The organism is Paenibacillus sp. CFBP13512 (genome assembly GCF_005233705.1).
Classification (GTDB): domain Bacteria; phylum Bacillota; class Bacilli; order Paenibacillales; family Paenibacillaceae; genus Saccharibacillus; species Saccharibacillus nuruki.
The window spans coordinates 143484-167418 of the sequence record NZ_QGAD01000003.1 but is presented as its reverse complement, the minus strand read 5'-3'; the positions used below and the strand labels follow the sequence as shown (position 1 = coordinate 167418).

Below are 23935 nucleotides of genomic sequence, written 5' to 3'. Positions count from 1 at the left end.
ATATTTATCTATACTTTTATTGTAACGAGGCGAACGTTATTCTTATATAAGGGAACGCCCTCTATGATGTAGGGTAAACCCTCAAAAAAATAAAAAAAGCACCCGTAGGTGCTTTCTTTGGATATTAAAAGTCTAATAGCTTCTTTTTGAGCGCATATTCGACCAATTCTGGTCTGTTTTTCAAATTTAATTTTTCCATAATTTTAGCTTTATGCGCTTCTACTGTTTTCACCGAAATAAATAGCTTTTCGGCGATTTCTTTATTACCATATCCTTTGGCGATCAATGGTAGTATTTCGAGCTCTCGCTTGGATAGAAGTTCAAAGACATCTCCTGTAGAAGATGTACTGTCTTTTTTCACAAATTCACGTACCAATGAAGTAGCAAGCTTGGGATGAATATACGTTCCTCCCGTATAGATCGTACGTATCGCCAAAAGAAGCTCTTCATCCGGTGCATTTTTCAGTACATATCCCGAAGCCCCATGACGCAATACATGAAATAAATACTCATCATCATCATGCATTGTCAAAATAAGAATCTGTGTATCTGCATAATCTTCTTTAATTTTACCTACAGCAATAAGCCCACTCTCTCCAGGAGGCATACTCAAATCCATAATTAATATATCCGGTTGATGTTTTGCTACCATCGTGTAAGCTTCGATACCGTCTGCGGCTGTAGCTACTACTTCCATATCTTCTTGAAAATTCAAGATCATCGCAAATCCACTACGTACGATTGCATGATCATCTGCAATAACTATTCTCATCAAGCAATCCTTTCCTCTAATCCAATATAGAAATTTGTAAATGAATTTTGGTTCCTTTTCCCGGTGTAGCATATATATTGACTATACCGCCGACCAATTCGGCACGTTCTCTGATTCCATATAATCCAAGCCCTGTCCCTATAGGGTCACTGCCTATTTCAAAACCAATACCTTCATCTTCAACGATTAACTGTAACAGTTTATTTTGTTCATAGATTGATACTTTGATCTTATCTGTTTGTGCATATTTGAGTGCATTCAGTACAGCTTCCTGACAGATCCGATAGATCACTGTTTCGATCTCACTGCTATATCGTTTCTGACAAAGCGTCGATTCAAATTCAACCGTAAATCCATAACTTTCTTGCAATCGTTTGAAATGAGAGCGAAAAGCGGCTTCCAGTCCGAAATCATCCAAAGCGGCTGGGCGAAGTTCAACGGCTAAGTTACGGATATCATCCAGCAATCGTGTCATTGAAGCTTCAGTATGCTTCATTTTTTGCAATAAAGTGGTATCTTGGGTCATATATTTAAATACACGAAGATCAATCAGCGCACTCATCAATTCTTGAGCGACACTATCATGAAGCTCACGTGATATCCGTTTACGCTCATTTTCTTGTGCTTCGATCACATGCTTCATCATCGTATTTTGATAAAACTTTTCTTGCGTTTTAAATTGAGTGGTCAAATCTTTGAGCATAAAGGCATACAATTGTTGATCAGAATCGATCACATGATATGAAGCGGCATATGAGACAATACCTTTACCTTTCGTATCCAGATAGACTTGAAAAGAAGAAAAATCATCGACATCCGGTGCATTGAAATAACAGGTCAAACATGTTCTAAGCTCAGTCTCACTCATATAGCCACGACATACTCCACAAATTGCATTCGCTTGACCGCTATACAACTGTTCCAGTACATCATCTGCTACAATTTCTTCAGCTGCTGGATTCATCGCTAATACTTTCCCATGTTGATCAAAAAAGAAAATAGCTTCCATACTATTTTCGTACAATTTAGCCATTAGTGAGTTTATCGAATAATTAGGGTTAGATATACTCAACTTAACTTCAGTTCCTTTCCATTTAAAGTTCCAATTCCTTGATGTGCCAATTCGTCTAACTGGTGCAACATCTCTATAGTGACACGTTGTTCATTACGAAATCCGCCAAGTAAAACACCAGCGACACGATTATCATTCCACAAAGGAACAGCTACCAGACTTTTAAGCTTTTCCATTCTAACGATCGGATAGTTAAATAGTAATTCATTATCTATATGCTGGGCGACATTTTCGATAATCATTGGTTTTCCTGTTTTGAATACAATCCCAGCTATACCTCGGCCGGATTGAAGAACGATTCCTTTAAAGCAATCATTCAAATTACCAGTAGCGTATTTCCATTTGATCACATAGTGGTATTCTGCTGATTCAGCTAAGGCAAGCGACATAAAATCATATCCTAACCATTCACGGAATTGATCAAGCTCTTGCTGATAATCCACTCTATTTTTCATCATATATTGGCCCCTAATAATAAAATAGGGAAAGAAGGCTAAGCCCACTTTCCTCAATTCGATTTATGTCTTCTATATAGAATATAACTTCTCCCTACATAATTCAATGGAACACTCCACACATGAACCAGACGACTGAATGGCCAAAAAGCAAAAATAGCAAACCCTGTTAATGCATGAATTTGAAAAGATACGGGTACCGTTCTCATCAGCGAAGGATCAGGACTTAACATAAATAGACCACGGAACCAGATCGAGATCGTTTCCCGATAATCAAACTCTGGTTGTACAGCATTTGTGAAAAGTGTAGCATACATACCCATAAATACAATAAACAATAATAATACATTAACGACCAGATCAGATACAGTACTCAAGCGACGTACACTCTGTAATGTAAATCGGCGTGAAGTCAAAATAATCATTCCTAACAGAGTCGCCAATCCGAAAAATCCACCCACATAGACGGCACCAATATGATACATATGATCATTAACACCAAAAAAGTGCATCCATGATTTAGGGATAAACAAACCGACAATATGTCCCATAATAACTGGGATAATCCCTAGATGAAATAATATACTTCCAATCATCAATTGCTTTTTCTCTATAAATTCGCTTGATTTGGCTGTCCAACTGAATTGATCGGTACGATAGCGGAAAATATGCCCAACGATAAAGATCACGATACAAACATACGGCACAATAATCCACAAAAATTGCTCTAACATATGCATTACTGATGTACCTCCTGCTCAACACAATCTTTCAACGTTTCCCGTAGAGCTTTAACCAGATGAAAATAAGGGCTTTCCAGTTTTTCTAATGCTTTTAACAAATGAAATGTACCGTCTTCCAGTACCATGATTAACATTTTGAAATTTTCTGCCGCATGAGGATCACCTTTCCATTCTGCTGCATACAGAAATTCACACATCAATGGAAGATAGTCAGGCAATTCTTCATCTGGCATTTGTAAGCCAAACATTTCATACAAAATTTTCAATTTAGCTAACATTTGTCCACGTTCTTTGGCATCTTCAAACTTAAAGTATGTCATATATAAAGCACAATCTTTTTGAAAATCGAATGTCTCGGTATAGATTTCTTTAATCTCATCCATGGTATACTGATGCATCTGATCCCAATAGGTTTGTACGTATGAGTATGTTGGGTCATTCAGATCAAATGATTGCTCCAAAAGAGTTGGATGAAAATCCAACTTTTCTGGATACATAAATTGCTGTGCAAAAAAATGAAATGACGGTTTATAGTCGTACAGCTTATCTAAATTAATCACGCCAAATCCCTCCATAAAAATTCTCTTCGAATATAGGTTTGCCGTCTTTATCAGTTGCTTCTGAATTACGCATAGACTCTACTGCTCCGCAACCTGAGCAGTCACTACCACCCATCGAAGTATTGCCCATCATTCCGTTATATCCAGCTGCACCCTGTGCACGATAAGGATTCATATGCTCTTCTTTATGAGAAGGAGGAATCACAAAGCGATCTTCATATTTTGCAATCGCTAGCAGACGATACATTTCTTCAGTCTGACGAGCAGTCAGCCCGATTCGTTCTAACCGACTATGATCAAATTCTTGCCCTGTTGTAATAGACCGCATATAAGAACGCATCATCGCCATCCGTTGTAATGCTTCTTTGACTGTTGTCGTATCTCCAGCAGTTAACATATTGGCCAAATACTGAATCGGTGTCCGCATTTCTTCAATTGCCGGGAAAATCATATCTGGATTTGCTATTGAATCTCTACCTTCAAAATAGTTCATGATCGGACTAAGTGGCGGTACATACCAGACCATTGGCAATGTACGATATTCTGGATGAAGCGGGAACGCCAGCTTGTATTCTATAGCTAATTTGTATACTGGCGAATTTTTAGCCGCTTCGATCCAGTCTTCTGTAATTCCATCTTTGCGAGCTTGCGCAATAATCGCTGGATCATTTGGATCAAGGAACAGATCACATTGTGCTTTGTATAAATCTTGCTCATTTTCTGTCGAAGCAATCTCGTGTACTCGATCTGCATCGTATAACAGAACACCTAAATAGCGAATACGTCCTGTACATGTCTCTGAGCATACTGTAGGTAAGCCTGCTTCTACACGTGGGAAACAGAATGTACATTTTTCAGCTTTGTTGGTTTCCCAGTTGAAGTAGACTTTTTTGTAAGGACAACCGGTCATACAATATCTCCAACCACGACAAGCTTCTTGATCGACAAGCACAATACCATCTTCATCACGTTTGTACATTGCACCAGATGGACAAGAAGCGACGCAACTTGGATTCAGACAGTGCTCACATAATCTTGGTAAATACACCATAAATGATTTTTCAAAATTGAATTTGATTTCTTCTTCAATTTTTTGAATATTCGGATCTAAAGGTCCAGTAATATGTGCACCTGCTAGATCATCTTCCCAGTTAGGGCCCCATTCGAGATTCATTTTTTTGCCTGTAATTACAGAGTGTGGTCGTGCAACAGGTGAATGCTGTTGATCTTTGGCATTGGTTAACTCTTCATAGTTATATGTCCATGGCTCATAATAATCTTTCATTTCAGGCATATCAGGATTGTAGAAAATTTTACCCAAAGCAACTTTAGATAATTTATTGCCTGATTTTAGTTCTAATTTGCCTTTGCGTAGTTGCCATCCGCCTTTGTATAATTCCTGATCTTCCCAACGTTTGGGATAACCGATACCGGGCTTGGTTTCTACGTTGTTGAACCACATGTATTCTGCACCTTTACGGTTGGTCCATGTAGTTTTGCATGTCACACTGCATGTATGACAACCGATACATTTATCCAAGTTCATTACCATGGCTACTTGCGCTTTAATTTTCAAGCCAGTTAACCTCCTTCATTTTGCGAACAGCTACATAGACATCTCGCTGATTTCCGATGGGTCCATAATAGTTAAATCCATAACTCAGTTGTGCATAACCGCCTACCATTTGTGTCGGTTTCATATGAATACGTGTTGGCGCATTATGACTGCCTCCACGTGTATCTGTAATTTCTGATCCCGGTACATTAATATGCTTATCTTGCGCATGATACATAAACATTGTTCCACGAGGCATCCGATGACTTACTACAGTACGTGCTGTAACCACACCATTACGGTTGTACACTTCTACCCAATCGTTATCATCCAGATGATGTTCAGCTGCATCTTCATTATTGATCCATACAGTAGGTCCACCACGGAACAAGGTCAGCATATGCTGGTTATCCTGATACGTAGAGTGAATATTCCATTTACCATGTGGTGTTAAATAACGTAGAACCAGCGCATCTTGCCCACCTTTGATTTCTTTGTCACGTGGACCAAAGACCATTGGAGGTAATGTCGGTTTGTATACCGGTAACGCTTCTCCAAACTGCATAAATACTTCATGATCGATATAAAAATGCTGTCTACCTGTCAATGTACGGAAAGGTACTAATCGTTCGATATTCGTTGTAAACGGAGAATAGCGTCGTCCTTGTTTATTCGATCCACTGAATACAGGTGTTGGAATAACTTCGCGCGGTTGCGCTGTAATACTTTGGAATGTGATTTTTTCGGCTGCACGATCGGCAGAGATATCACATAACTCTACTCCACTGTCCAGTTCCGCTTGTTTGTATGCTTTTTGCGATACACGTCCATTGGTAGCAGACGATAGATGAAGAATAGAATCAGCCACTTGACGAGCAGTACTTAATTTAGGCAATCCATCTTTGATCGTGCCATCGTAATATACACCATTTAACTTTTTGAGTTCTTCATATTCTTCTTTTACAGAAAAGCTTACGCCATGTGCTCCTGTTTTACCGATCGCTAAGTTAGGTCCAAGCGACACGTATTTATCATAAATTTTGGTATAATCACGCTCAACAATACTAAAATTAGGCATCGTTTTACCCGGAATCGCTTCAACTTCACCTTTTGCCCAGTCACGAATCATCCCCATCGGTTGAGAAATTTCACCGATTGAATCATGAGCAAGTGGTGCAGTAACCAGATCTTTATATACACCTGGCAAATGATCTTTGGACATATTGGAAAAGACTTCAGCCAATTGGCGGTAAATATCCCAATCTGATTTGGATTCCCACAACGGATTGACTGCTGGATTAAATGGATGCACAAATGGATGCATATCGGTTGAAGACAGATCTGTTTTTTCGTACCATGTTGCCGCTGGCAGTACAACATCTGCATATAATGGTGTTGTCGTCATGCGGAAATCAAGAGCTACCATCAGATCAAGCTTGCCCTGTACATCTTCTCGCCATACGATTTCTTCCGGCTTTTGTTCTTCATTAGGTGTTGCCAGTAGATCATCTGATGCTCCGAGTAGATGCTTCATAAAATATTCCTGTCCTTTAGCAGAACTGGATATTAAGTTTGAGCGCCAGATAAACAAAGAACGAGGGAAGTTCTCAGGTGCTCCTGGATCTTCTACAGCAAATTTTGTTTTTCTCGATTTGATCGCTTCAACAGAATAATCAATAATTTCCTGATTGGTTGTTAGTCCTTGTTGTGCGGCTTCTTCCGCAAATAACAATGTATTTTTATCAAATTGTGGATACGAAGGTAACCAGCCCAAGCGTGCAGCCAGTACATTATAATCAGCAGGATGCTGATAACTCACTTCAGCACTAAGCGGAGACTTTAATGAATCAGTTCCACTTTCTTCATATCTCCATTGTTCTGTTGCAAAATAGAAGAACGACGTGGCATTTTGCAGACGTGCTGGTCCTTGCCAGTCTTTTGCAAATGCAACTGTAGACCAACCTTCGATTGGACGGCATTTTTCCTGACCTACATAATGCGCCCATCCGCCTCCATTTACTCCTTGAGAAGCAGTCAGTACAACCAGATTCAGAATCGCTCTATAAATAGTATCGCTATTAAACCAGTGATTGATGCCAGCACCCATAATAATCATGGAACGTCCACCCGTATCCAGTGAATTCTGTGCAAATTCACGGGCGATCTGTACAACCACCGAAGCTTTCACACTGGTAATCTTTTCTTGCCAAGCAGGGGTATAGAAAGAATCCGCGTCATTGTAATCTTTGGCATTATATTCATGAGGAATACGTGCTACACCATACTGACTCATCATCAAGTCATACACAGTAGCGATATAACGTTCAGTACCATCTGCTAATGTGATTTTTTTAGCTGGAATTACACGTTTGAAAATGCCATTGCCTGTATTATCAAAATACGGGAATGCGATCTCTACCCATTCTTCATCATGTCCTTGTACACTTAGTGCAGGATCAACTTTGGTTCCATCTTCACGTTCTAAGATCAGATTCCAATGCTTATCTTTTTCCCAACGTTGACCCATTGTTCCATTAGGAATCATTAATTCATTTGCTACATTATCGTAAATGACTGGCTTCCATTCAGAATGTTCGGAAGCATCACCAATATCACTTGCACGTAAAAAACGTCCGCCCTTTAGCGTATCTTCATGAGGATCTAATAAGATGACAAACGGCATATCTGTAAATTGCTTCGCATAATTGATAAACGTCTCTTCTTGACGCTGTTGATAAAATTCATCCAGTATCACATGAGTCATTGCTTGTGCTAAAGCTGCATCGGTTCCTGGATGAGGAGCTAGCCAATGATCTGCAAATTTCACATTTTCCGCCAAATCTGGAGCTACAGAAACTACTTTAGTTCCTTTATAACGAACTTCTGTCATAAAGTGAGCATCCGGTGTACGAGTTAACGGTACATTCGAACCCCACATCATCAAGTAAGCGGCATTGTACCAGTCGGAAGATTCAGGGACATCAGTTTGTTCACCCCAGATTTGTGGAGAAGCTGGAGGAAGATCGGCATACCAATCATAAAAACTCAACATTTCGCCACCGATCAATGACATAAAGCGAGCACCTGATGCGTAACTAACCATCGACATTGCTGGGATTGGCGTAAAGCCTGCGATTCGATCAGGTCCATATTTACGAATCGTATAGATTAATTGCGCTGAGATTAAGTACATCGCATCATCCCAACTCACACGCACATGTCCACCTTTACCACGAGCCGATTTGTACGTGCGTGATTTCTCAGGATCCTCCACAATACTTGCCCATGCTTTAATAGGATCATTATGTTCAGCAAGTGCGGCTTGCCAGAGTTTGACTAATTTCCCCCTCATATACGGATATTTGATACGCAAAGGGCTATATTCATACCATGAGAATGTAGCACCCCTAGGACAACCACGAGGTTCAAATTCCGGCATATCTACACCACAAGATGGATAATCGATTTGCTGATTTTCCCAAGTGATAATTCCGTTTTTGACAAATACTTTCCAACTGCAAGACCCCGTACAATTCACACCGTGTGTAGTACGAACGACTTTGTCATGGGACCAACGTTGACGATAGATATTTTCCCATTCTCTATTTTTCTCTTCCAAAACTGACCAATGATTAGAGTAACTTTCGATCGGTTTGAAAAAGTTAAGCTTAAATTTGCGTTTCATAAATAGTAAACACTCCTTTTTGAACCACAATTCAATTCGATGGATAGATGGGATTGAACTGCAACTCGTGTTTGTTACTATTTATTATGATATTCAGATGATCATATGCCCATTAGGGAATGTCCTATAGTCAGGCAGGAACTCCCTTGTTCTTTCTGTGAACGTGCAAAACGTTGTTGCTCCTGCATATTTTCTAAAAGGATATAAAGATAAGCGATCAAATTCACCAATCTAAAGAGCTATATAAGGGAATTCCCTTTTCTATTAGGGGAATATCCTTATCCTCAAAAAAGGGATAAAAAGCTATGCTATACTATGTAAAATCTTAAAGGGGGTCATGACCTATGAGCGGACCATCATTACGTCAATTACATGCTCATCATTCGATTCATGAAGGTGGATTGTCTGGAGCGATAACCAAAACAGAAGAATTAGAAGAATTTATGCAAGCTGGCGAACATGTTGTTGCCAAATACGCAGCTCACCATTTAATTGATTATTGGGAAACACGAATTATCAGTCATGCCGATGCAGAAGAAGAAATCGGAGGCTTTTATGATGAAAAATTGACTCAGCAGCAAGAGTTAGCAACAGCAATTATTCAATTGAAACGTGATCATGATCTGATGAAGATGATTCTCAAAAATATCAAAGATACTTTAGCCACAGAAGAATTAAACGATGCTCTCTTACAGCAGTTTCAAGCTTTGATTGTTCTCAACAATCTTCATAGCCGAGAAGAAGAACGACTGTTATTTGCTTAGTTATCTAGAATTGCTCGATCTACTTTCCATAACAAAATCCCCTTAACACTTCTGTAAACTTCTCAACCTTGAATGAGTAAGTTCACTAATAGCGGTAAGGGGATTTTGTAATTCAATCGGTAGTTACACTGATTGACTTGCATGTCTATAGTAGATTACAACGTTATATTTTTTCAGATCGTTCTAGTTGAATATAAGTATATTATTCTAAGCTTACAATCGTGCTCCATTCAGCTTAAGCAGAAGCACTACTTAATTTAGATGCTAAATCGATAAAGCTTTCTACCGCTTTGCGAATACGCAATTCTGTTCCTTCATCTGTAGGCTCACCGTTTTCATTGAATTCACGCTGTGACCCACCGATGGAGATCCATTCCGGGCAGTTAATACCATGTACATTACGAACAATCGTCTGTAAATGTAATAGAGAAGCTGTACCGATCAATCCACCTGCGGAGTTCGCAGATAAAACAGCTTTATTGTTAAAATAATCGCTTCCTAAGAAATCAAGCGCATTTTTGAGTACGCCAGAAATGGAACCGTGATATTCAGGTGTTGCTAGAACAAGGGCATCCGCCGATTTGGCTGCTTGGGCAAGTTTTTGTACTTCTTCATGTCCATAAGCTTCGCCCGGTCCGTATAATGGTAATTGATGCTCATACAAATTAAATACTTCTGCTTCATGTCCATGCTCTTGAAGCAGATGGGCAATATACTGGCTCAATTGAGTAGTTGATGCATCCGGACGATTACTTCCAGCGATAAGTGTAATTTTCACTTCTAATGTTCCCCCTGTGCTTCAATATAATTTTCCAATTCATGGATTATCGTTATAATACCATCTTTTTCAGCATCAATAAAAGTGATTTCTTTCAAATTTGAAGATATAGATGATGAATAGCGGTTGTATACCCATTTGACCTGTACCAATTCATGAACCAAAGAAATACCTTGCTCATCGGCTACGATCACGATCTTAGGGTAGTGGGCTTGCTTAAATCCTTCAACTAATATCAGATCATACCCTACTTCAAATCTCGATATTAACTCTTCTAATGTAGAGGAATGCTGCTCGATGATAGCCGTACGTGTTGCTGAACTAATCGCAATCGCTGCTGCTCCTGCTTGAGTATGAGCGTAGGTGTCTGTACCTGCATGATCCATCTGGAATTCATGAGCGTCATGCTTGATGACAGCGACTTTTTTGCCTTGAGTAGACCAGTGTTGTAATAAGGCTCCAATCAATGTCGTTTTACCCGAATTTTTGTAACCGACAATCTGAATAACGACAGGCGTATGTTGACGATCAATAGTAGATGGCATAGGAGTGTCTTTCATTGATTATCGACTCAGACGGAGCAACGATACCCTCGTCCCTGCTGGCAGTACTTCACTGGTAGGTGGAATAATAATTAAGCAATCGCTATCTTTGATCGTTACCATCACACTGGATTCGTCGAGACTCGCCGGATAAGCAATAATTTTACCATTTTCTACAGTCATGCTTCCACGTACATAACGAGTAAAGCTATTGATTTTGTGATAATCATGCCCTAGTGTTGCTGTCCATTCTGGCAAATAATCTTGCTTGGAGTTCATCATTTGTCGGATCGTTGGACGGACTAATAATTCACAACCCACAAAACATGCTCCTGGATTACCTGATAGTGCAAATAGTAATTTGCCATCTTTGACTGCACCGGTGGTGACACTACCTGGACGCATTGATATTTTGTTAAATAGCATTTCTACTTCATCACTACGTACCAGATCGCCCATTACATCATAATCCCCTACAGATACACCCCCACTGGAGATGACGATATCATAAGACGATAACGCATGTAACATCGTTGTCCGTGCAAGTTCCAGATCATCCATAATAGCCCCTAATACATGAGGCTCTCCGCCTGCTGCTTTGACTTGCTCTGCTAACATATACGAATTACTATTGCGAATCTTACCTGGAGCAATAGGTTCTTCTACGGCTAACAATTCAGTCCCTGTTGAAAAAATGGCAACTTGTGGACGACGATAGACTTCTACTTGATGGACACCAAAAGTAGCCAGCACAGAAATCTCGCCTGCTCCAATCTGTGCTCCCTGTGTTAGTAAAATATCGCCTGCTTGTACTTCAAGTCCAATCGGTGTAATATTGCGACCTTGTTCTATAGAACGCTTGAATCCTACCCATTGGCGTCCATTTTCTTCTCTCGTCTCGGTCATCTCTAACATTACTACTGTATCTGCTTCATCAGGAACCATCGCTCCCGTCATAATACGAGCTGCGGTGCCTTTAACAATCGGGACAGAAGGAGTCTGCCCACAAGGAATATTATCGATCACTTCTAACCAGACGATATGGTCACTTGAAGCTGGAGCAATATCATCAGCAATTACAGCATAACCATCCATACCTGAACGGCGAAAATGAGGATAAGGATGAGGAGCTTGTACCGATTCGGCTAAAAATCTTCCCCCTGCTGTATACAAAGGTATCACTTCTGTATCTATAACCTGTACATATTCAGCTACTTTTTGTTGCGCTGTTGCTGGAGTAATAGGTTTCCGCTTAAACTTAGCCGGATTATGTTCAACAGGATTAGAACCTCCCTGTTCACTTGATAATGGTTGTGATTCTTTCATCATTAACTGCCTCCTGTATATTGCTCATGCTACGACTCTTGTAACTTCATTGTTATATGTTCGTTCTTTTCTATTCCTTTCTTTTATAGACTAACATAGAAGATCATGCAAGTTTTATGATGCACACAGAGATAAATTGCTCATATATACCTCATAATGAATTAGATAATTTATAATCATTTCTAAAATAGAATATACTCTTGTAGATGTATGCATAAAACCTTTGTGACGGGGTTTAGATTTTGATCTTAGAACTTTCTATTTTTTTATTGTGAATTTTTCATATGTTGAAATTATATAATTATAGGATATCAAAGAATGAACTCTATCTAAAAAGAATATACTTCTTCATTGCTCTATATTGTTCCCTTTTAGTTATTGTATGTATATTCTTTATTTTAGTTATAAAAAAAACCGCATCCTCTGTAAAAGGATACGGTTTAAGGTTGAACTAATGACAATAAAAATCAGCTTGTGTATAAATAGCATCAACAACTATTATATTCACTTCACATCTTTTTATATGTTTACCTTCGACTTCGCTTGCGTATTTTACCTGATCCAGAACTGCTTTTCGGTTTACTGCTTCGCGAAGGCGAGAAGAATCCTCCACCTGAGGAATCCGAGCGACTGCCTCGATTGATCGTTCCACTTGATCCGTTTGAAGAAGATGATCCCCGATTAAAAATGCTACCGCTATCTTTCGAACGCTTCGAGCTAGATGATGTGCCACGCTTGAAAATAGAACCGGATTTGTTCACTGTTAACGGAGGAGCTTGTTTGATATCTTGTGTGGTTGGCTTTTTGTACTGTATCGTGGGCTTGTATGTTTTGTAGGTTGTATATCCACGATAACTACCACCATAATTGTATCCGCCACCAAAAGAATTAAATAAATTACTGATAATACTAGCTGTAAGATATCCTTGTAAAAAGCTAGAATCATAGTTTCGAGCTACATATTTGTCTGAGTCCACCTCGATAATCGTATCTTCTGGCTTCTCAGGATCTTGTTGGACTTGAATTAATTCATTGTCATAGACAAGAAACATCCGCTCCGGATCTTGAACACTCATCTCTTGTGGAGTACGTTGATCCGATAACTGCTCTGCGACTACAGGAACGGTCTGTCCTGCTGCACGGTATATATAGGAAGTGGAATCTCCATCTCTACTGACCGATTCGAGTGGATAATTGACTTCAACCTTCGAATTACCACAACCTGATAATAATGAAGTTAATAAGGCAAGCATTATTGCTATTTTGAGCAACCATGATGCACGCTGTTTCATTCTTCTTCGCTCCTAACTAGCACGGATAACATAGACGTCTCCGTTAAGTACGAATTCTCCTTCATACAAAGTAAAACGTCCAGCTTGCCATTCAATACGAAGTAATTTGCGATCATCTGATTGATATTGCCACACCGATTGCTCTCCACTTTGTAATGCTGGTGTTCTGCCTGTAGATATTACTGTACCATCGTATTGTTCTTCTAAGTAATAGTCGGTATCATCCATTTCAATATGACTCGGTACTTCGCTTGCATTTTCAAGTCCTCCGTCAATTGGATAATACAGCGCATAGCGCACCGTTTCTCGCTCTTCGATATGCAGATAAGCGATTGCATTGCCATCTTGTATAGTGAGTACTACAGCATTACGAGCACGGTTACGAACGCTTCCTTTGACTTCATATGTAACCAATGACACTTCGCAAATATCCCCAACGCTCAAATCCATCGGGCTTTTTTCCACTTTAGCCGGTTCAAGTTTAGATACGAGGTTAGTAATTCTTTTCCATAATCCCATCGCCAATCGTCCTCTCGTAATCTTTATAATGAAGCTGAAATAATCAATGCACCTACGATTTGTAATGCTCCGCCCAATAATCCGTAACCAATGTGACCTTGTTTGGTACCTTCGTCCAGATCAAGACCCATCATTTTTTTCAATAAGAAGCGTACAATTAATTCCAAGATTAGTAAGATTACAAATGATACTACAGATACCAGTACAGCTTCACCAAGACTCCAAGATGTACCGATCGCTACCGATAAAATATATCCTTGCGCAAATAATTTCATCACCAGACGAGTTGCCACCGCATTATTGCCTGCTTTGATCTCGGTAATATCTTTGTACTTGGTAAATAACGAATCAATATACATCAAAAGAAATAAAAGTACTGCTCCTACTGCTGTCCATACTGCAATTGATCCCAAAATGTTCCAACTCATACTAGACATCCTCCACATATTCAACGTCGTAAAATTATTTATAACCTGTTCAAGATTGTACTCTTTTGCTTATTTCTTTCAACATCATCAAACCATCACTATTCATCAAAAATCCATACAAAAAGCGAAGGAGAACAAGCTGTATCGTTCCGACCTTCGCTTTGTAATGAGCTACAGAAATAGCGTAACTTATATTTGAATAAAATTATGATTTGTTCTCGTATTGCTTCATCAATGCTGCTAACTCATCTTCAACTGCTTTATCTTTACCAAGTGATGCAAATTCATCATCTAGTGATTTGTTCTGACCATTCACTTCTTCACTTGCTTGTGCTTGAGCTTCCATTTGTAGCATTTTTTCTTCCATACGCTTCAAGCCAGATGTTGCAGAATCCGAGCTAAATTCACTCATCGCATGATTGATTTCTTTTTGCGCTTTAGCTGCTTGATAACGAGCGATCAAAGTATCGCGTTTGTTTTTCATTTCAGTCAATTGCTTGCGCATTTCGTTTAATTTGGCACGAAGATTGTCCGCAGAAGCTTTGTTTTGCTCATAGTTCGCTTTGAACTCATCACGTTTGGCTTCAGCATTTTTCTTTTCTTCCAACGCCCGACGAGCTAGATCGATATTTTGCGCTTGAGCAGCAATATGTGCTTGCTCTTCACGTTTTTTAACCAATGCTTCTTGTTCTTCGTACGATTGTTTGAAACGTTTTTCGATAGCGATCTGTGAGGCAACAGCTTTCTCCGCATCCTCTAGGTCAGCAGACATATCGCGAATATATTGATCTGTCATTTTAATAGGATCTTCTGCTTTCTCAATCAAAGCAAATACATTGGATAAAGTTAAATCACGTAACCTTTTGAAAATAGACATAAATAATTACCTCCAATTTAATAATTGATCACTATTGTCGTGTCAATGATAGATCATAATACGAAGCATGATATTTAACGTTTCAATAATTTATAATTTGACCGCTATTCATCGTTCTATATTCTGACTATACGACTGCATCTGAACACCAATAGGTTCCTTATACTGCCTATTTTACGGGATTATGGGACTTTCGTCTATATCACCCCTACATTCTTACCTCTACATATAAAATTAAACATATTCACGATTAAAAAAACACTCTCAGTCTATAAGACCAAGAGTGTTTTTATTTATGATAAGCGTTGACAACACAGAGATGGGTTGGCTATGGGCATAACCGGATATCTCGTATCAGTTAACGCTGTGTTACATCGATTTCGTTAAAGTGATTGAACCGTCTGCTTTATTCCATTTAACGTCCCAACCTAATAATTCAGTAATCGAACGTAATGGTACTAATGTTCTGCCATCACTATTGACCATAGCATTTGCACTTAACATTTTAGTAGATCCATTAACATCTACTTTTTTGTTATTAATCCAGAATTTCATGGTATCGCTACCTGCCATTACAGTCACTTGGCCAGCAGATTTATTCCAGCTTACTTTCGCACCGATACCTTCTCCCAAATAACGAAGTGGGATATACGTAGTGCCGTTTTTAACAACAGGAGCGGTGTCCATCATTGTTGTTTTGTCACCAATTTTGAGCTGCTTGCTGTTCAGCTTCATCCATACCATCATCATCGAATCATTAGATGTTGTAGGATTGGTCATCACTGGAGCTGTTGGCGTAGGTGCTGGTGTAGTTGGCATTGTAGGCATAGGTGTAGTTGCTGTTGTTTTAAATTTGTCTGGATATTGAGTAACAATCGCACCACCTAGTGCTTTACCAATTCCGAACATCGTTTTGTATCCTTCACGATCTGCTGTATATGCACCTGCATAGTTTTTAGCAGCATATTGATCGATCACAGATTGAACTTGATCTTCATGAGTACGTAATGCAGCTAATGCAGCATCAGCTGGCAAGTTATTCGCTGTAGCTGTACCTAAGAATGTAGAGAATTCTTTAGTGAAGTCTGTAATACGATCTTTAACCGATTGTAAAGAGGTTTGATTGTTGGATTTGAGTGCATCGACATAATCACTTTGTGCTTTAATATGATTAGTCACCCAAATTTTTTCAAATTGATTAGCACCTTCTGCACCATAGATTGAAGAAATAGCTGCTTTGAAGTCTGCTGTGTTGCCAGCTTCAGCTGCGATTAGTGCATTAGAATCTGGTGAACCGTTATATTGTTTTTGCATTTGCAAGACAGATAATGCAAAGTGTTCTGCTGCCAAATGGTTCAATGCTGAACGTAAATCTGCTGCTGGTGTATCAACAGAAGTGTTATCGAATTTAGTCGGGAATTGAGTAACAATCGCACCGGATAATGCTTTACTCACTGTAAACATCGTTGCTAGACCTTCACGATATTCTGTGTATGCACCTGTGTAATCACCAGCTACATATTTTTCAAATACGTCTTGGACTTGATCTTCATGGAGACGAAGTGCATTTTCAGCGGTTTGTTCAGGTAATTTACCACCTGTTGCTGTAGATAAGAATTTGGCAAATTCATCAACAAATCCTTGTACTTTCGCTTCTGCTGCTTTGATTGCATCTTCGTTTTTCATTTTGGTTGCTTTTACAAGTTCGTCTGTATATTGGTTGTGTGCACGGAAGATTCGTTCGAACTCTGCTGCTCCTTCTTTACCGTATAAAGATTCGATAGCAGGTTGCATATCTAATGCATTTTTATCCAGTGCATCTAACGCTTGTGCAGCATCAGGAGCACTTTCATAAGCTTTAGTCATGGCTACCACAGCTAGTGCAAAATGTTCAGATAACAGATAATCTAGATCCGAACGAAGGTCTGCTGCTTTGGTACTTACAGTTGGCATTGATGCTGAAGTTGCATCAGCGGCGAAAGCACCTGTAGTAGGAACTAACAAAGACAAGCTAAGTACGGGTACTATCAATTTTTTCATTTTCATCATCAAAACTCCTTTATGTGTTTGTTTTATTTTTGTTGTCGTCCTTACACAGATGAACGGAAGAGATTCATTTTTGGATCACTTTGTTATTTTAAATTTTTGATATCTGTCGTGAAAATAGTATTTTGATCGTCTCAAATTTATCCTAGCTATCACTATTATATTTGCGCAAAAAAAGCCTATATCCCTTGATAGACAAAGGATATAGGCTACTTTTATTTTTAGACCAAACTATATCATACTTCAGTCAAATGACATCTTCAAAACAATTAAAAACTTTTTTTATTCTGTCTCCAAAATAAAAGATTGAAAAGTAACATATTGGTAAATATACATTTTAAAGTATAATTATCTATGATATCCACGTGCGTATTGAACAGGAACTTCTGCTTCTAATTGCAGTTCTTTGGCAGCATGAGTTGCCCAGTATGGATCACGTAACATAGCACGACCTACAGCTACAAGATCTGCTTGATCGTTTTCAATTACTTTTTCTGCAACGTCGTACTCATCCAATAGACCTACAGCAATCACAGGCATATTTAATGCTTTTTTAATATGTGAAGCTAATTCTACTTGATAGCCCGGACCTACTTGCATACCACCTGAACCAACAGGGCCTTCACCACCAGAAGAAATATGCATGATATCTACACCTGCTTCTTGATAACGACGACATACATCTGTGATATAGTCGATACCGTATCCACCATCTACATACTCACGTGCAGATACACGCATAATGACAGCCATCTCTGCTGGAACGACTTCACGAATTGCTTCTACTACACGTACACCGAATAAAGCAAGGTCTTGACCATACTCATCTTGACGTTGATTCACAAGTGGGGAATGGAATTGATGAATTAAATAACCGTGAGCTCCATGCACTTCTACCGTGTCAAAACCAGCTTCTACTGCACGACGTGCGCCTTGACGGTAAGCTTCAATCATTTCTTCTACTTCTGCTGTAGTAAGCTCGTGAGGTGTTTTGTAACCTTCTCCATCATAACGAATAGCTGACGGTGCAACAGGAGGATTCGCATCTTCTGCTTTGCGACCAGCATGACCTAATTGAATACCGATCTTCGCACCATATTGATGTACACCATCAACTATTTTGCGATAAGCCGGAATAAAAGAATCGTCCCAGATCCCTGTATCGTTGTCTGTAATACGTCCATCTGGATGTACGGCAGTCATTTCGACAATAATAAGACCCGTACCACCTACAGCACGGCTAATATAATGAACATTATGCCAATCATTCGGCATACCGTCTTTGGTATCTACAGAATATTGACACATCGGAGGCATAACCACCCGATTTTTAAGTTCTAAATTTTTGAATGTATAAGGTGTAAACAAATTAGGCATATCTATTCCCTCCAACAATTATGAGATAACTAGCTTAGTATATTACAACTCTTCGTAATGAATAATAACATACTTACTTATTATATACTAAAATTATCACAACAAAACAGGATAACAACGATATAACTGATATTCACGAAATCTTCATACAATTGTTCCAACAAATAATAACGAATAATATGTAGATTGGTGGTTTCTTTGACACCCTATGCTAAATAAAAAAAGAAAGAGCCGATACGCTAATCAGCTCTTTCTTTCCCATTTATAAGTGATGGTTGGTTAATTGAATTTATAATACTTTGCTTAAAAAGTCTTGTGTACGTGGATGACTTGGTGCACCGAATACTTCTTCTGGTGTACCTTGCTCTACAATTTGCCCTGCATCCATAAAGATAATACGGTCGCCCACTTCACGTGCAAAGTTCATCTCGTGCGTTACGATGACCATCGTCATACCTTCATGTGCAAGCTTCTGCATGACCTCTAGCACTTCTCCAACCATTTCAGGATCGAGTGCAGATGTCGGTTCATCAAACAGCATTACATGGGGTTGCATGGCAAGTGCACGCGCAATCGCAATACGTTGCTTTTGTCCACCGGATAACTGACTTGGATAAGCATTGTATTTATCTGCTAACCCTACGGTGTGTAACAAATCTTCAGCAATTTTGTTAGCTGCATTGGTATTCATCTTTTTCACTTTGATCGGTGCAATCGTAAGATTCTGCAACACCGTTTTGTGCGGGAAAAGGTTAAAGTGCTGGAATACCATGCCCATTTTTTTGCGTGTATTATCAATATCATGCTTACGTGCTGTAATCAATTCATTTTCAAAATGAATCTCACCTGCTGTAGGTTGTTCTAACAAGTTGAGACAACGTAAAAAGGTACTTTTACCTGATCCACTTGGTCCAATAATAACAACCACTTCACCTTGAGCGATATCCATATCGATACCTGTTAACACTTCATTTTTACCGTAAGACTTTTTAAGACCTTTAACGTTGATCACTTGCACTCAACCTCCGTTCTACAATACCTAGTAGTTTGGACAATATAAATGTCATTACAAAGTAAATAGCTGCTGCGATAATAAGCGGACTTAATGCAGAGTACGTTATACTACGTACAGCCTGTGCTTGGAACATCAAGTCTGCTACTCCGATAAAGGATACAATCGATGATTCTTTAATAATAACGACAAATTCATTACCGATTGCCGGCAATACACTTTTGATTGCTTGTGGAATAATAATATGACGCATCGTTGCACCATAAGACATACCCAGTGAACGTGCTGCTTCTGTCTGTCCGCGATCCACACCTTGAATACCTGCGCGGAAAATTTCAGCTAGATAAGCAGAACTATTAATAGATAATGTGATAATACCAGATTCAAGCACTGTAAAGTTAATATTAAACGCTTGAGCGATACCATAATGAATAATCAACAACTGCACAAGCATTGGTGTACCACGTAAAATTTCAATATACGTCATCGCTAACCAACGGAATACCGAGATTTGGGATAAACGTAACAACGATACAATCAATCCAATAATAAATCCGAACAATACACCCATTGCTGATAAGAACAATGTGTATTGAATCCCTTGCCAGTAGTAATTACGATAATCCCAGAAAATTTGAAAAATATTAGGTTTGGGCTTATCTTTGATTTGTTCTGCTGTCTCACCTGTGGATTCACCAGAATTTAATTTGAATGCATCATTTACAAATTTATCAACTTCATTGTTAGCTTTGAGTGTAGCTAATGTTTTGTTAATTTGACCTAGTAATTCAGTATTTCCTTTTTGCACAGCGATTGCCATAGGCGTATCACTATCTGGAATTTGAATATCTGTTATCGCAAGATCAGGATGATTCAGCACTTGTCCATCCGCTACAGGGCCTTCCATAACTGCTGCATCTACACGATTGGATTCCAACTGCAACATAATATCAGACACTTTATCAACCGGAGATAATTTAGCTCCTTCTATGCCTTCTGCGATATCTTGTTGAATAGATCCTCTTTGTACACCGATCGCAGCCCCTTTAAGACTTTCCATCGTTTTAAATTTCGTCGTATCTTCTGCTCGAGTGACAATAACCTGACGAGAAATATAATACGTATCCGAGAAATCAACATTTTGACGACGTTCATCCGTTGGTGTCATCCCCGAAATAATCATATCAATCCGTCCACTATCTAATGCAGGCAATAGACTGTCAAAAGCGATATCTTGAATTTGCAGTTCAGCTCCCATATCAGCAGCGACTCGCTTAGCAATCTCTATATCCGAACCGACAATCTCATCTTTACCATTGATATTTTTACGAAATTCATAAGGTGCAAAGTCTGCACTCAAACCTACCACTATTTTTTTGCCTGTATCTTGCGCTGCTGATGCCATAGGAGCAACTGCTAGAAATACAATTAACACACTAAAGCAAAGCGCAAATAACGATTTACATACTTTCAATTTTTTTATCCCCTTCCATATTATCAATGCAGACGATGCCGTCTACCGGATCGAAGTAAGTGTTCCTACAATCATATCCATTTAAACAATTTAGTTAAAAAGTCTAACCGGGTTATTATAAATGAATATGTATGATTATTCAATCATTTTATAATCAGTTATGTTCCACTTTATGATATACTACTTTGGTCTAAACATTATATGATGACTTCTAAAGGAGACGATACAATTGTCCGTTATATCAACCCTCAAAACTCAAATAGGTACAATAATTGATCAGCATGCCGAGCGCTTCAAAGCCGTTTCTACATATATAGGGCAAAACCCTGAGCTTGGTAATGAAGAGTTCAAAGCTTCAGCTAGACTGAAAGAAGAATTGTTATTTCATGGATTTGAAATTGAAGCACCGATCTTAGGAATAGAGACTGCATTTATCGCTACATATACAGCTCCAAAGTCAGGTCCTATTGTTGCGTTGTTATGCGAATATGATGCATTACCTGAAATTGGACATGCTTGTGGACATCACTTAATTTGTATGATGAGTGTAAGTGCAGCTGTAGGTCTCAAATCGGTGATAGATGAACTGGGTGGCACAATTCGTGTCTATGGCACACCAGCAGAAGAAACACGTGGTGCTAAAGTGCCTATGGCAGCGGCGGGATTATTTGACGATTGTGATTTTGCGATGATGGCGCATCCTTATTATGCCTATGAAGAATCAGGAATTTCTTTAGCGATGGATGCTTTACAATTTGAGTATTTTGGCAAATCTGCTCATGCGGCAGCCAGTCCTCAACATGGTATTAATGCGTTAGATGGTGTATTACAACTGTTCAATGGAATCAATGCATTACGTCAACAGACACGTAGTGATACACGAATTCATGGCATTATTAATCAAGGCGGTGTAGCCGCTAATATTATACCGGACTATGCTTCTGCTCAATTCTATATCCGTTCTGCTAGTCGGGAGTATACGAATGAATTAGTAGAAAAAGTAAAACGTGTAGCTGAAGGTTCCACTTTACAAACAGGATGTACACTAAAAGTATCCAATTATGAATATTCGTATGATGAATTAATAACGAATACGACGTTATCTGAAGCATTTACAAATAATCTGGTATCTCATGGTATTGCACGTTCTGATATTCATAGCGGTAAAGATGCAGGTTCTCTGGATCTAGGAAATGTATCTACACATTGCCCTGCTATTCACCCTTATATTCAAGTCACCACAGAAAAGCATGAATTGCATAGTATTGGATTCCGTGATCGTGCTCAGCAACCGGAAGCTTTAGAAGCGATGATATTTGGAGGTAAAGTTCTGGCAGAAACGGCATACGATGTAATCAGTCAGCCTGAATTGTTACACCAAATTAAGCAAGAATTTGCAGCACGATAAGTGACCATTTTAAGCGTATTTTTCAAAATCAGCTTATATTAAAAGACAGGAGTGATTGTGAATGTCCTTTGATCTTTTATTACTATTAGCTTTTATCGTTTTGTTTATTATCATGTTCCGTAGAATCGCTCGTAAAAATTGGGGTCGATCATGGACACTTCAATCGGATCAACGCTTTTTCCAGTCTGCTGTTGCTGCGCCTACATTGATTGTGCCTGCCGGGCATCCTTGTGTACCGTTAGCTCTTAGACTCGAAAGAGCTTTACCTAATGACTATGCTCATCAATTAAGGCAACGTGTGTTTACAGAACATCCTGATATGACCGAGGAAGAATGGAATTGGCGGTGGGTGGAAATGCGTCGATATTTCCTAATCTGCGCCCTATTCAAGCAAATGCCGATGTTCAGTAGTAAAGTCGATGATATCTGGCATGAAATGTTGATGTTTACAAGAGAGTATCAGCAGTTCTGTGAGCAATTCTATGGATATATGTTACATCATTCTCCACATGGACAATCAGTCTCTCAACCCGATCAACGTGCGCTTTTTGATTGGACGTATTCACAATTATTTCCGATGACTCGTCCGAACTCTAGATTGTGGAATGGATTTTTCAATTATCCATTGTCACAGGCAACGATGAACAATCTATATTCTTTTAATGAGTATCGTATCGATCGTAGCCTATTTAACCGCCAAACGTTCAATAATGTTCCTGAAGCCAAAACGGTCATCCTTTATTTGAGTAAACAATTTCGAGATCATAATCAACAAGCAGTACAAAAAACACCGCCTGCTAAGTATGATAAGCAAAACAAAAATCAAACCTATGATACTGGTAATTACACTTCACCTAGTGATAATTACGGTCTAGGACTATCCGGTTGTGCGGCGGTGTATTATTCTCAGAACGATGTACAGCATTTCTGTTCGTCTGTGAATACCTATTTGCCAGCAGATGTGCAGACCTTGCAATCGTATAGTTCTAGTTCTTCTTGTGGTACAGGTTATGTTTCCACCGATAACTCTAATCATCATAATTCTCATCATTCATCAGATCACCATAGTGGTCATGATTCAGGTGGGAGTTCGTGTAGCAGTGATAGTTCATGTAGTAGTTGTGGTGGCGGTGGTGGTGATTAAGTCGATTGATCTTATTGTTGAACCCAACGTTTCATACAGACTTGTTCTGTATATTTATTGGTGAGAGCGCTTTATAAAACATTTCTATACAATAAACAAATGATAT

General features: G+C 39.0%; 21 protein-coding genes. 3 read left to right on the top strand and 18 right to left on the bottom strand.

Annotation, left to right across the window (positions count from 1 at the left end; all coding sequences use genetic code 11):
* Window positions 1-124: 124 nt before the first annotated feature.
* From PaeCFBP13512_RS05195 to PaeCFBP13512_RS05165, 7 genes are read right to left on the bottom strand one after another with little or no spacing between them, the layout of a single operon-like run.
* On the bottom strand, window positions 125-772 hold the full coding sequence (locus PaeCFBP13512_RS05195; RefSeq protein WP_069328136.1) for a response regulator transcription factor: 648 nt from the start codon (window positions 770-772) through the stop codon (window positions 125-127).
* Between the two features lie 16 nt (window positions 773-788).
* On the bottom strand, window positions 789-1805 hold the full coding sequence (locus tag PaeCFBP13512_RS05190) for a sensor histidine kinase (RefSeq protein ID WP_175425183.1): 1017 nt from the start codon (window positions 1803-1805) through the stop codon (window positions 789-791).
* A gap of 35 nt (window positions 1806-1840) precedes the next feature.
* Window positions 1841-2299 (bottom strand): GAF domain-containing protein, encoded by a 459-nt coding sequence (locus PaeCFBP13512_RS05185; protein WP_069328168.1) that lies wholly within the window; start codon window positions 2297-2299, stop codon window positions 1841-1843.
* A 53-nt stretch (window positions 2300-2352) separates the two neighbouring features.
* Window positions 2353-3039 (bottom strand): respiratory nitrate reductase subunit gamma, encoded by a 687-nt coding sequence (narI, locus tag PaeCFBP13512_RS05180; RefSeq protein WP_069328138.1) that lies wholly within the window; start codon window positions 3037-3039, stop codon window positions 2353-2355.
* Entirely contained in the window at window positions 3039-3602 is a 564-nt protein-coding gene (gene narJ, locus PaeCFBP13512_RS05175) for a nitrate reductase molybdenum cofactor assembly chaperone (RefSeq protein ID WP_137221623.1), read from the bottom strand. Before narJ ends, narI begins: the two co-directional genes overlap by 1 nt.
* Window positions 3595-5178, bottom strand: coding sequence for a nitrate reductase subunit beta (gene narH / locus PaeCFBP13512_RS05170; RefSeq protein WP_137221621.1), 1584 nt, complete (start codon window positions 5176-5178; stop codon window positions 3595-3597). Before narH ends, narJ begins: the two co-directional genes overlap by 8 nt.
* On the bottom strand, window positions 5168-8842 hold the full coding sequence (locus PaeCFBP13512_RS05165; RefSeq protein WP_069328141.1) for a nitrate reductase subunit alpha: 3675 nt from the start codon (window positions 8840-8842) through the stop codon (window positions 5168-5170). Before PaeCFBP13512_RS05165 ends, narH begins: the two co-directional genes overlap by 11 nt.
* A gap of 344 nt (window positions 8843-9186) precedes the next feature.
* On the opposite strand from PaeCFBP13512_RS05165, the gene PaeCFBP13512_RS05160 reads away from it, so the two are divergent.
* Window positions 9187-9606, top strand: a complete 420-nt coding sequence (locus PaeCFBP13512_RS05160; RefSeq protein ID WP_137221619.1) for a hypothetical protein — start codon at window positions 9187-9189, stop codon at window positions 9604-9606.
* Window positions 9607-9841: 235 nt separating this feature from the next.
* On the opposite strand, the gene PaeCFBP13512_RS05155 is transcribed toward PaeCFBP13512_RS05160, so the two are convergent.
* From PaeCFBP13512_RS05155 to PaeCFBP13512_RS05105, 11 genes are all read right to left on the bottom strand, one after another.
* Window positions 9842-10384 (bottom strand): NADPH-dependent FMN reductase, encoded by a 543-nt coding sequence (locus PaeCFBP13512_RS05155; protein WP_137221617.1) that lies wholly within the window; start codon window positions 10382-10384, stop codon window positions 9842-9844.
* A gap of 2 nt (window positions 10385-10386) precedes the next feature.
* Window positions 10387-10929, bottom strand: a complete 543-nt coding sequence (gene mobB, locus PaeCFBP13512_RS05150) for a molybdopterin-guanine dinucleotide biosynthesis protein B (protein WP_161594216.1) — start codon at window positions 10927-10929, stop codon at window positions 10387-10389.
* Between the two features lie 18 nt (window positions 10930-10947).
* Complete coding sequence (locus PaeCFBP13512_RS05145; RefSeq protein WP_137221613.1) at window positions 10948-12252, bottom strand: molybdopterin molybdotransferase MoeA; 1305 nt, start codon at window positions 12250-12252, stop codon at window positions 10948-10950.
* Window positions 12253-12779: 527 nt separating this feature from the next.
* Window positions 12780-13544 carry a DUF4247 domain-containing protein gene (locus tag PaeCFBP13512_RS05140; protein WP_069328145.1) on the bottom strand — a complete coding sequence of 255 codons (765 nt, stop codon included), beginning with the start codon at window positions 13542-13544 and terminating at the stop codon, window positions 12780-12782.
* Between the two features lie 12 nt (window positions 13545-13556).
* Window positions 13557-14063, bottom strand: coding sequence for a DUF4178 domain-containing protein (locus tag PaeCFBP13512_RS05135; RefSeq protein ID WP_137221611.1), 507 nt, complete (start codon window positions 14061-14063; stop codon window positions 13557-13559).
* 23 nt (window positions 14064-14086) lie between these two features.
* Complete coding sequence (locus PaeCFBP13512_RS05130) at window positions 14087-14491, bottom strand: DUF350 domain-containing protein (RefSeq protein ID WP_137221610.1); 405 nt, start codon at window positions 14489-14491, stop codon at window positions 14087-14089.
* A gap of 205 nt (window positions 14492-14696) precedes the next feature.
* Window positions 14697-15368 carry a PspA/IM30 family protein gene (locus PaeCFBP13512_RS05125; protein WP_137221608.1) on the bottom strand — a complete coding sequence of 224 codons (672 nt, stop codon included), beginning with the start codon at window positions 15366-15368 and terminating at the stop codon, window positions 14697-14699.
* Between the two features lie 369 nt (window positions 15369-15737).
* Entirely contained in the window at window positions 15738-17414 is a 1677-nt protein-coding gene (locus PaeCFBP13512_RS05120; RefSeq protein WP_137221606.1) for a copper amine oxidase N-terminal domain-containing protein, read from the bottom strand.
* Between the two features lie 348 nt (window positions 17415-17762).
* Window positions 17763-18791 carry an NADH:flavin oxidoreductase/NADH oxidase gene (locus tag PaeCFBP13512_RS05115; protein WP_069328150.1) on the bottom strand — a complete coding sequence of 343 codons (1029 nt, stop codon included), beginning with the start codon at window positions 18789-18791 and terminating at the stop codon, window positions 17763-17765.
* 289 nt (window positions 18792-19080) lie between these two features.
* Window positions 19081-19803, bottom strand: coding sequence for an amino acid ABC transporter ATP-binding protein (locus PaeCFBP13512_RS05110; protein ID WP_137221604.1), 723 nt, complete (start codon window positions 19801-19803; stop codon window positions 19081-19083).
* The gene (locus PaeCFBP13512_RS05105; RefSeq protein ID WP_441343317.1) at window positions 19790-21277 is read right to left on the bottom strand and encodes an ABC transporter substrate-binding protein/permease; all 1488 of its coding nucleotides are present in this window, start codon (window positions 21275-21277) and stop codon (window positions 19790-19792) included. The genes PaeCFBP13512_RS05110 and PaeCFBP13512_RS05105 overlap by 14 nt, the downstream gene beginning before the upstream one ends.
* Window positions 21278-21515: 238 nt before the next feature.
* On the opposite strand from PaeCFBP13512_RS05105, the gene PaeCFBP13512_RS05100 reads away from it, so the two are divergent.
* Together PaeCFBP13512_RS05100 and PaeCFBP13512_RS05095 are read left to right on the top strand one after the other, a co-directional pair.
* Window positions 21516-22685 carry a M20 family metallopeptidase gene (locus PaeCFBP13512_RS05100; protein ID WP_137222015.1) on the top strand — a complete coding sequence of 390 codons (1170 nt, stop codon included), beginning with the start codon at window positions 21516-21518 and terminating at the stop codon, window positions 22683-22685.
* A 61-nt stretch (window positions 22686-22746) separates the two neighbouring features.
* Window positions 22747-23829 carry a hypothetical protein gene (locus PaeCFBP13512_RS05095; protein ID WP_137221602.1) on the top strand — a complete coding sequence of 361 codons (1083 nt, stop codon included), beginning with the start codon at window positions 22747-22749 and terminating at the stop codon, window positions 23827-23829.
* Window positions 23830-23935: the final 106 nt, after the last annotated feature.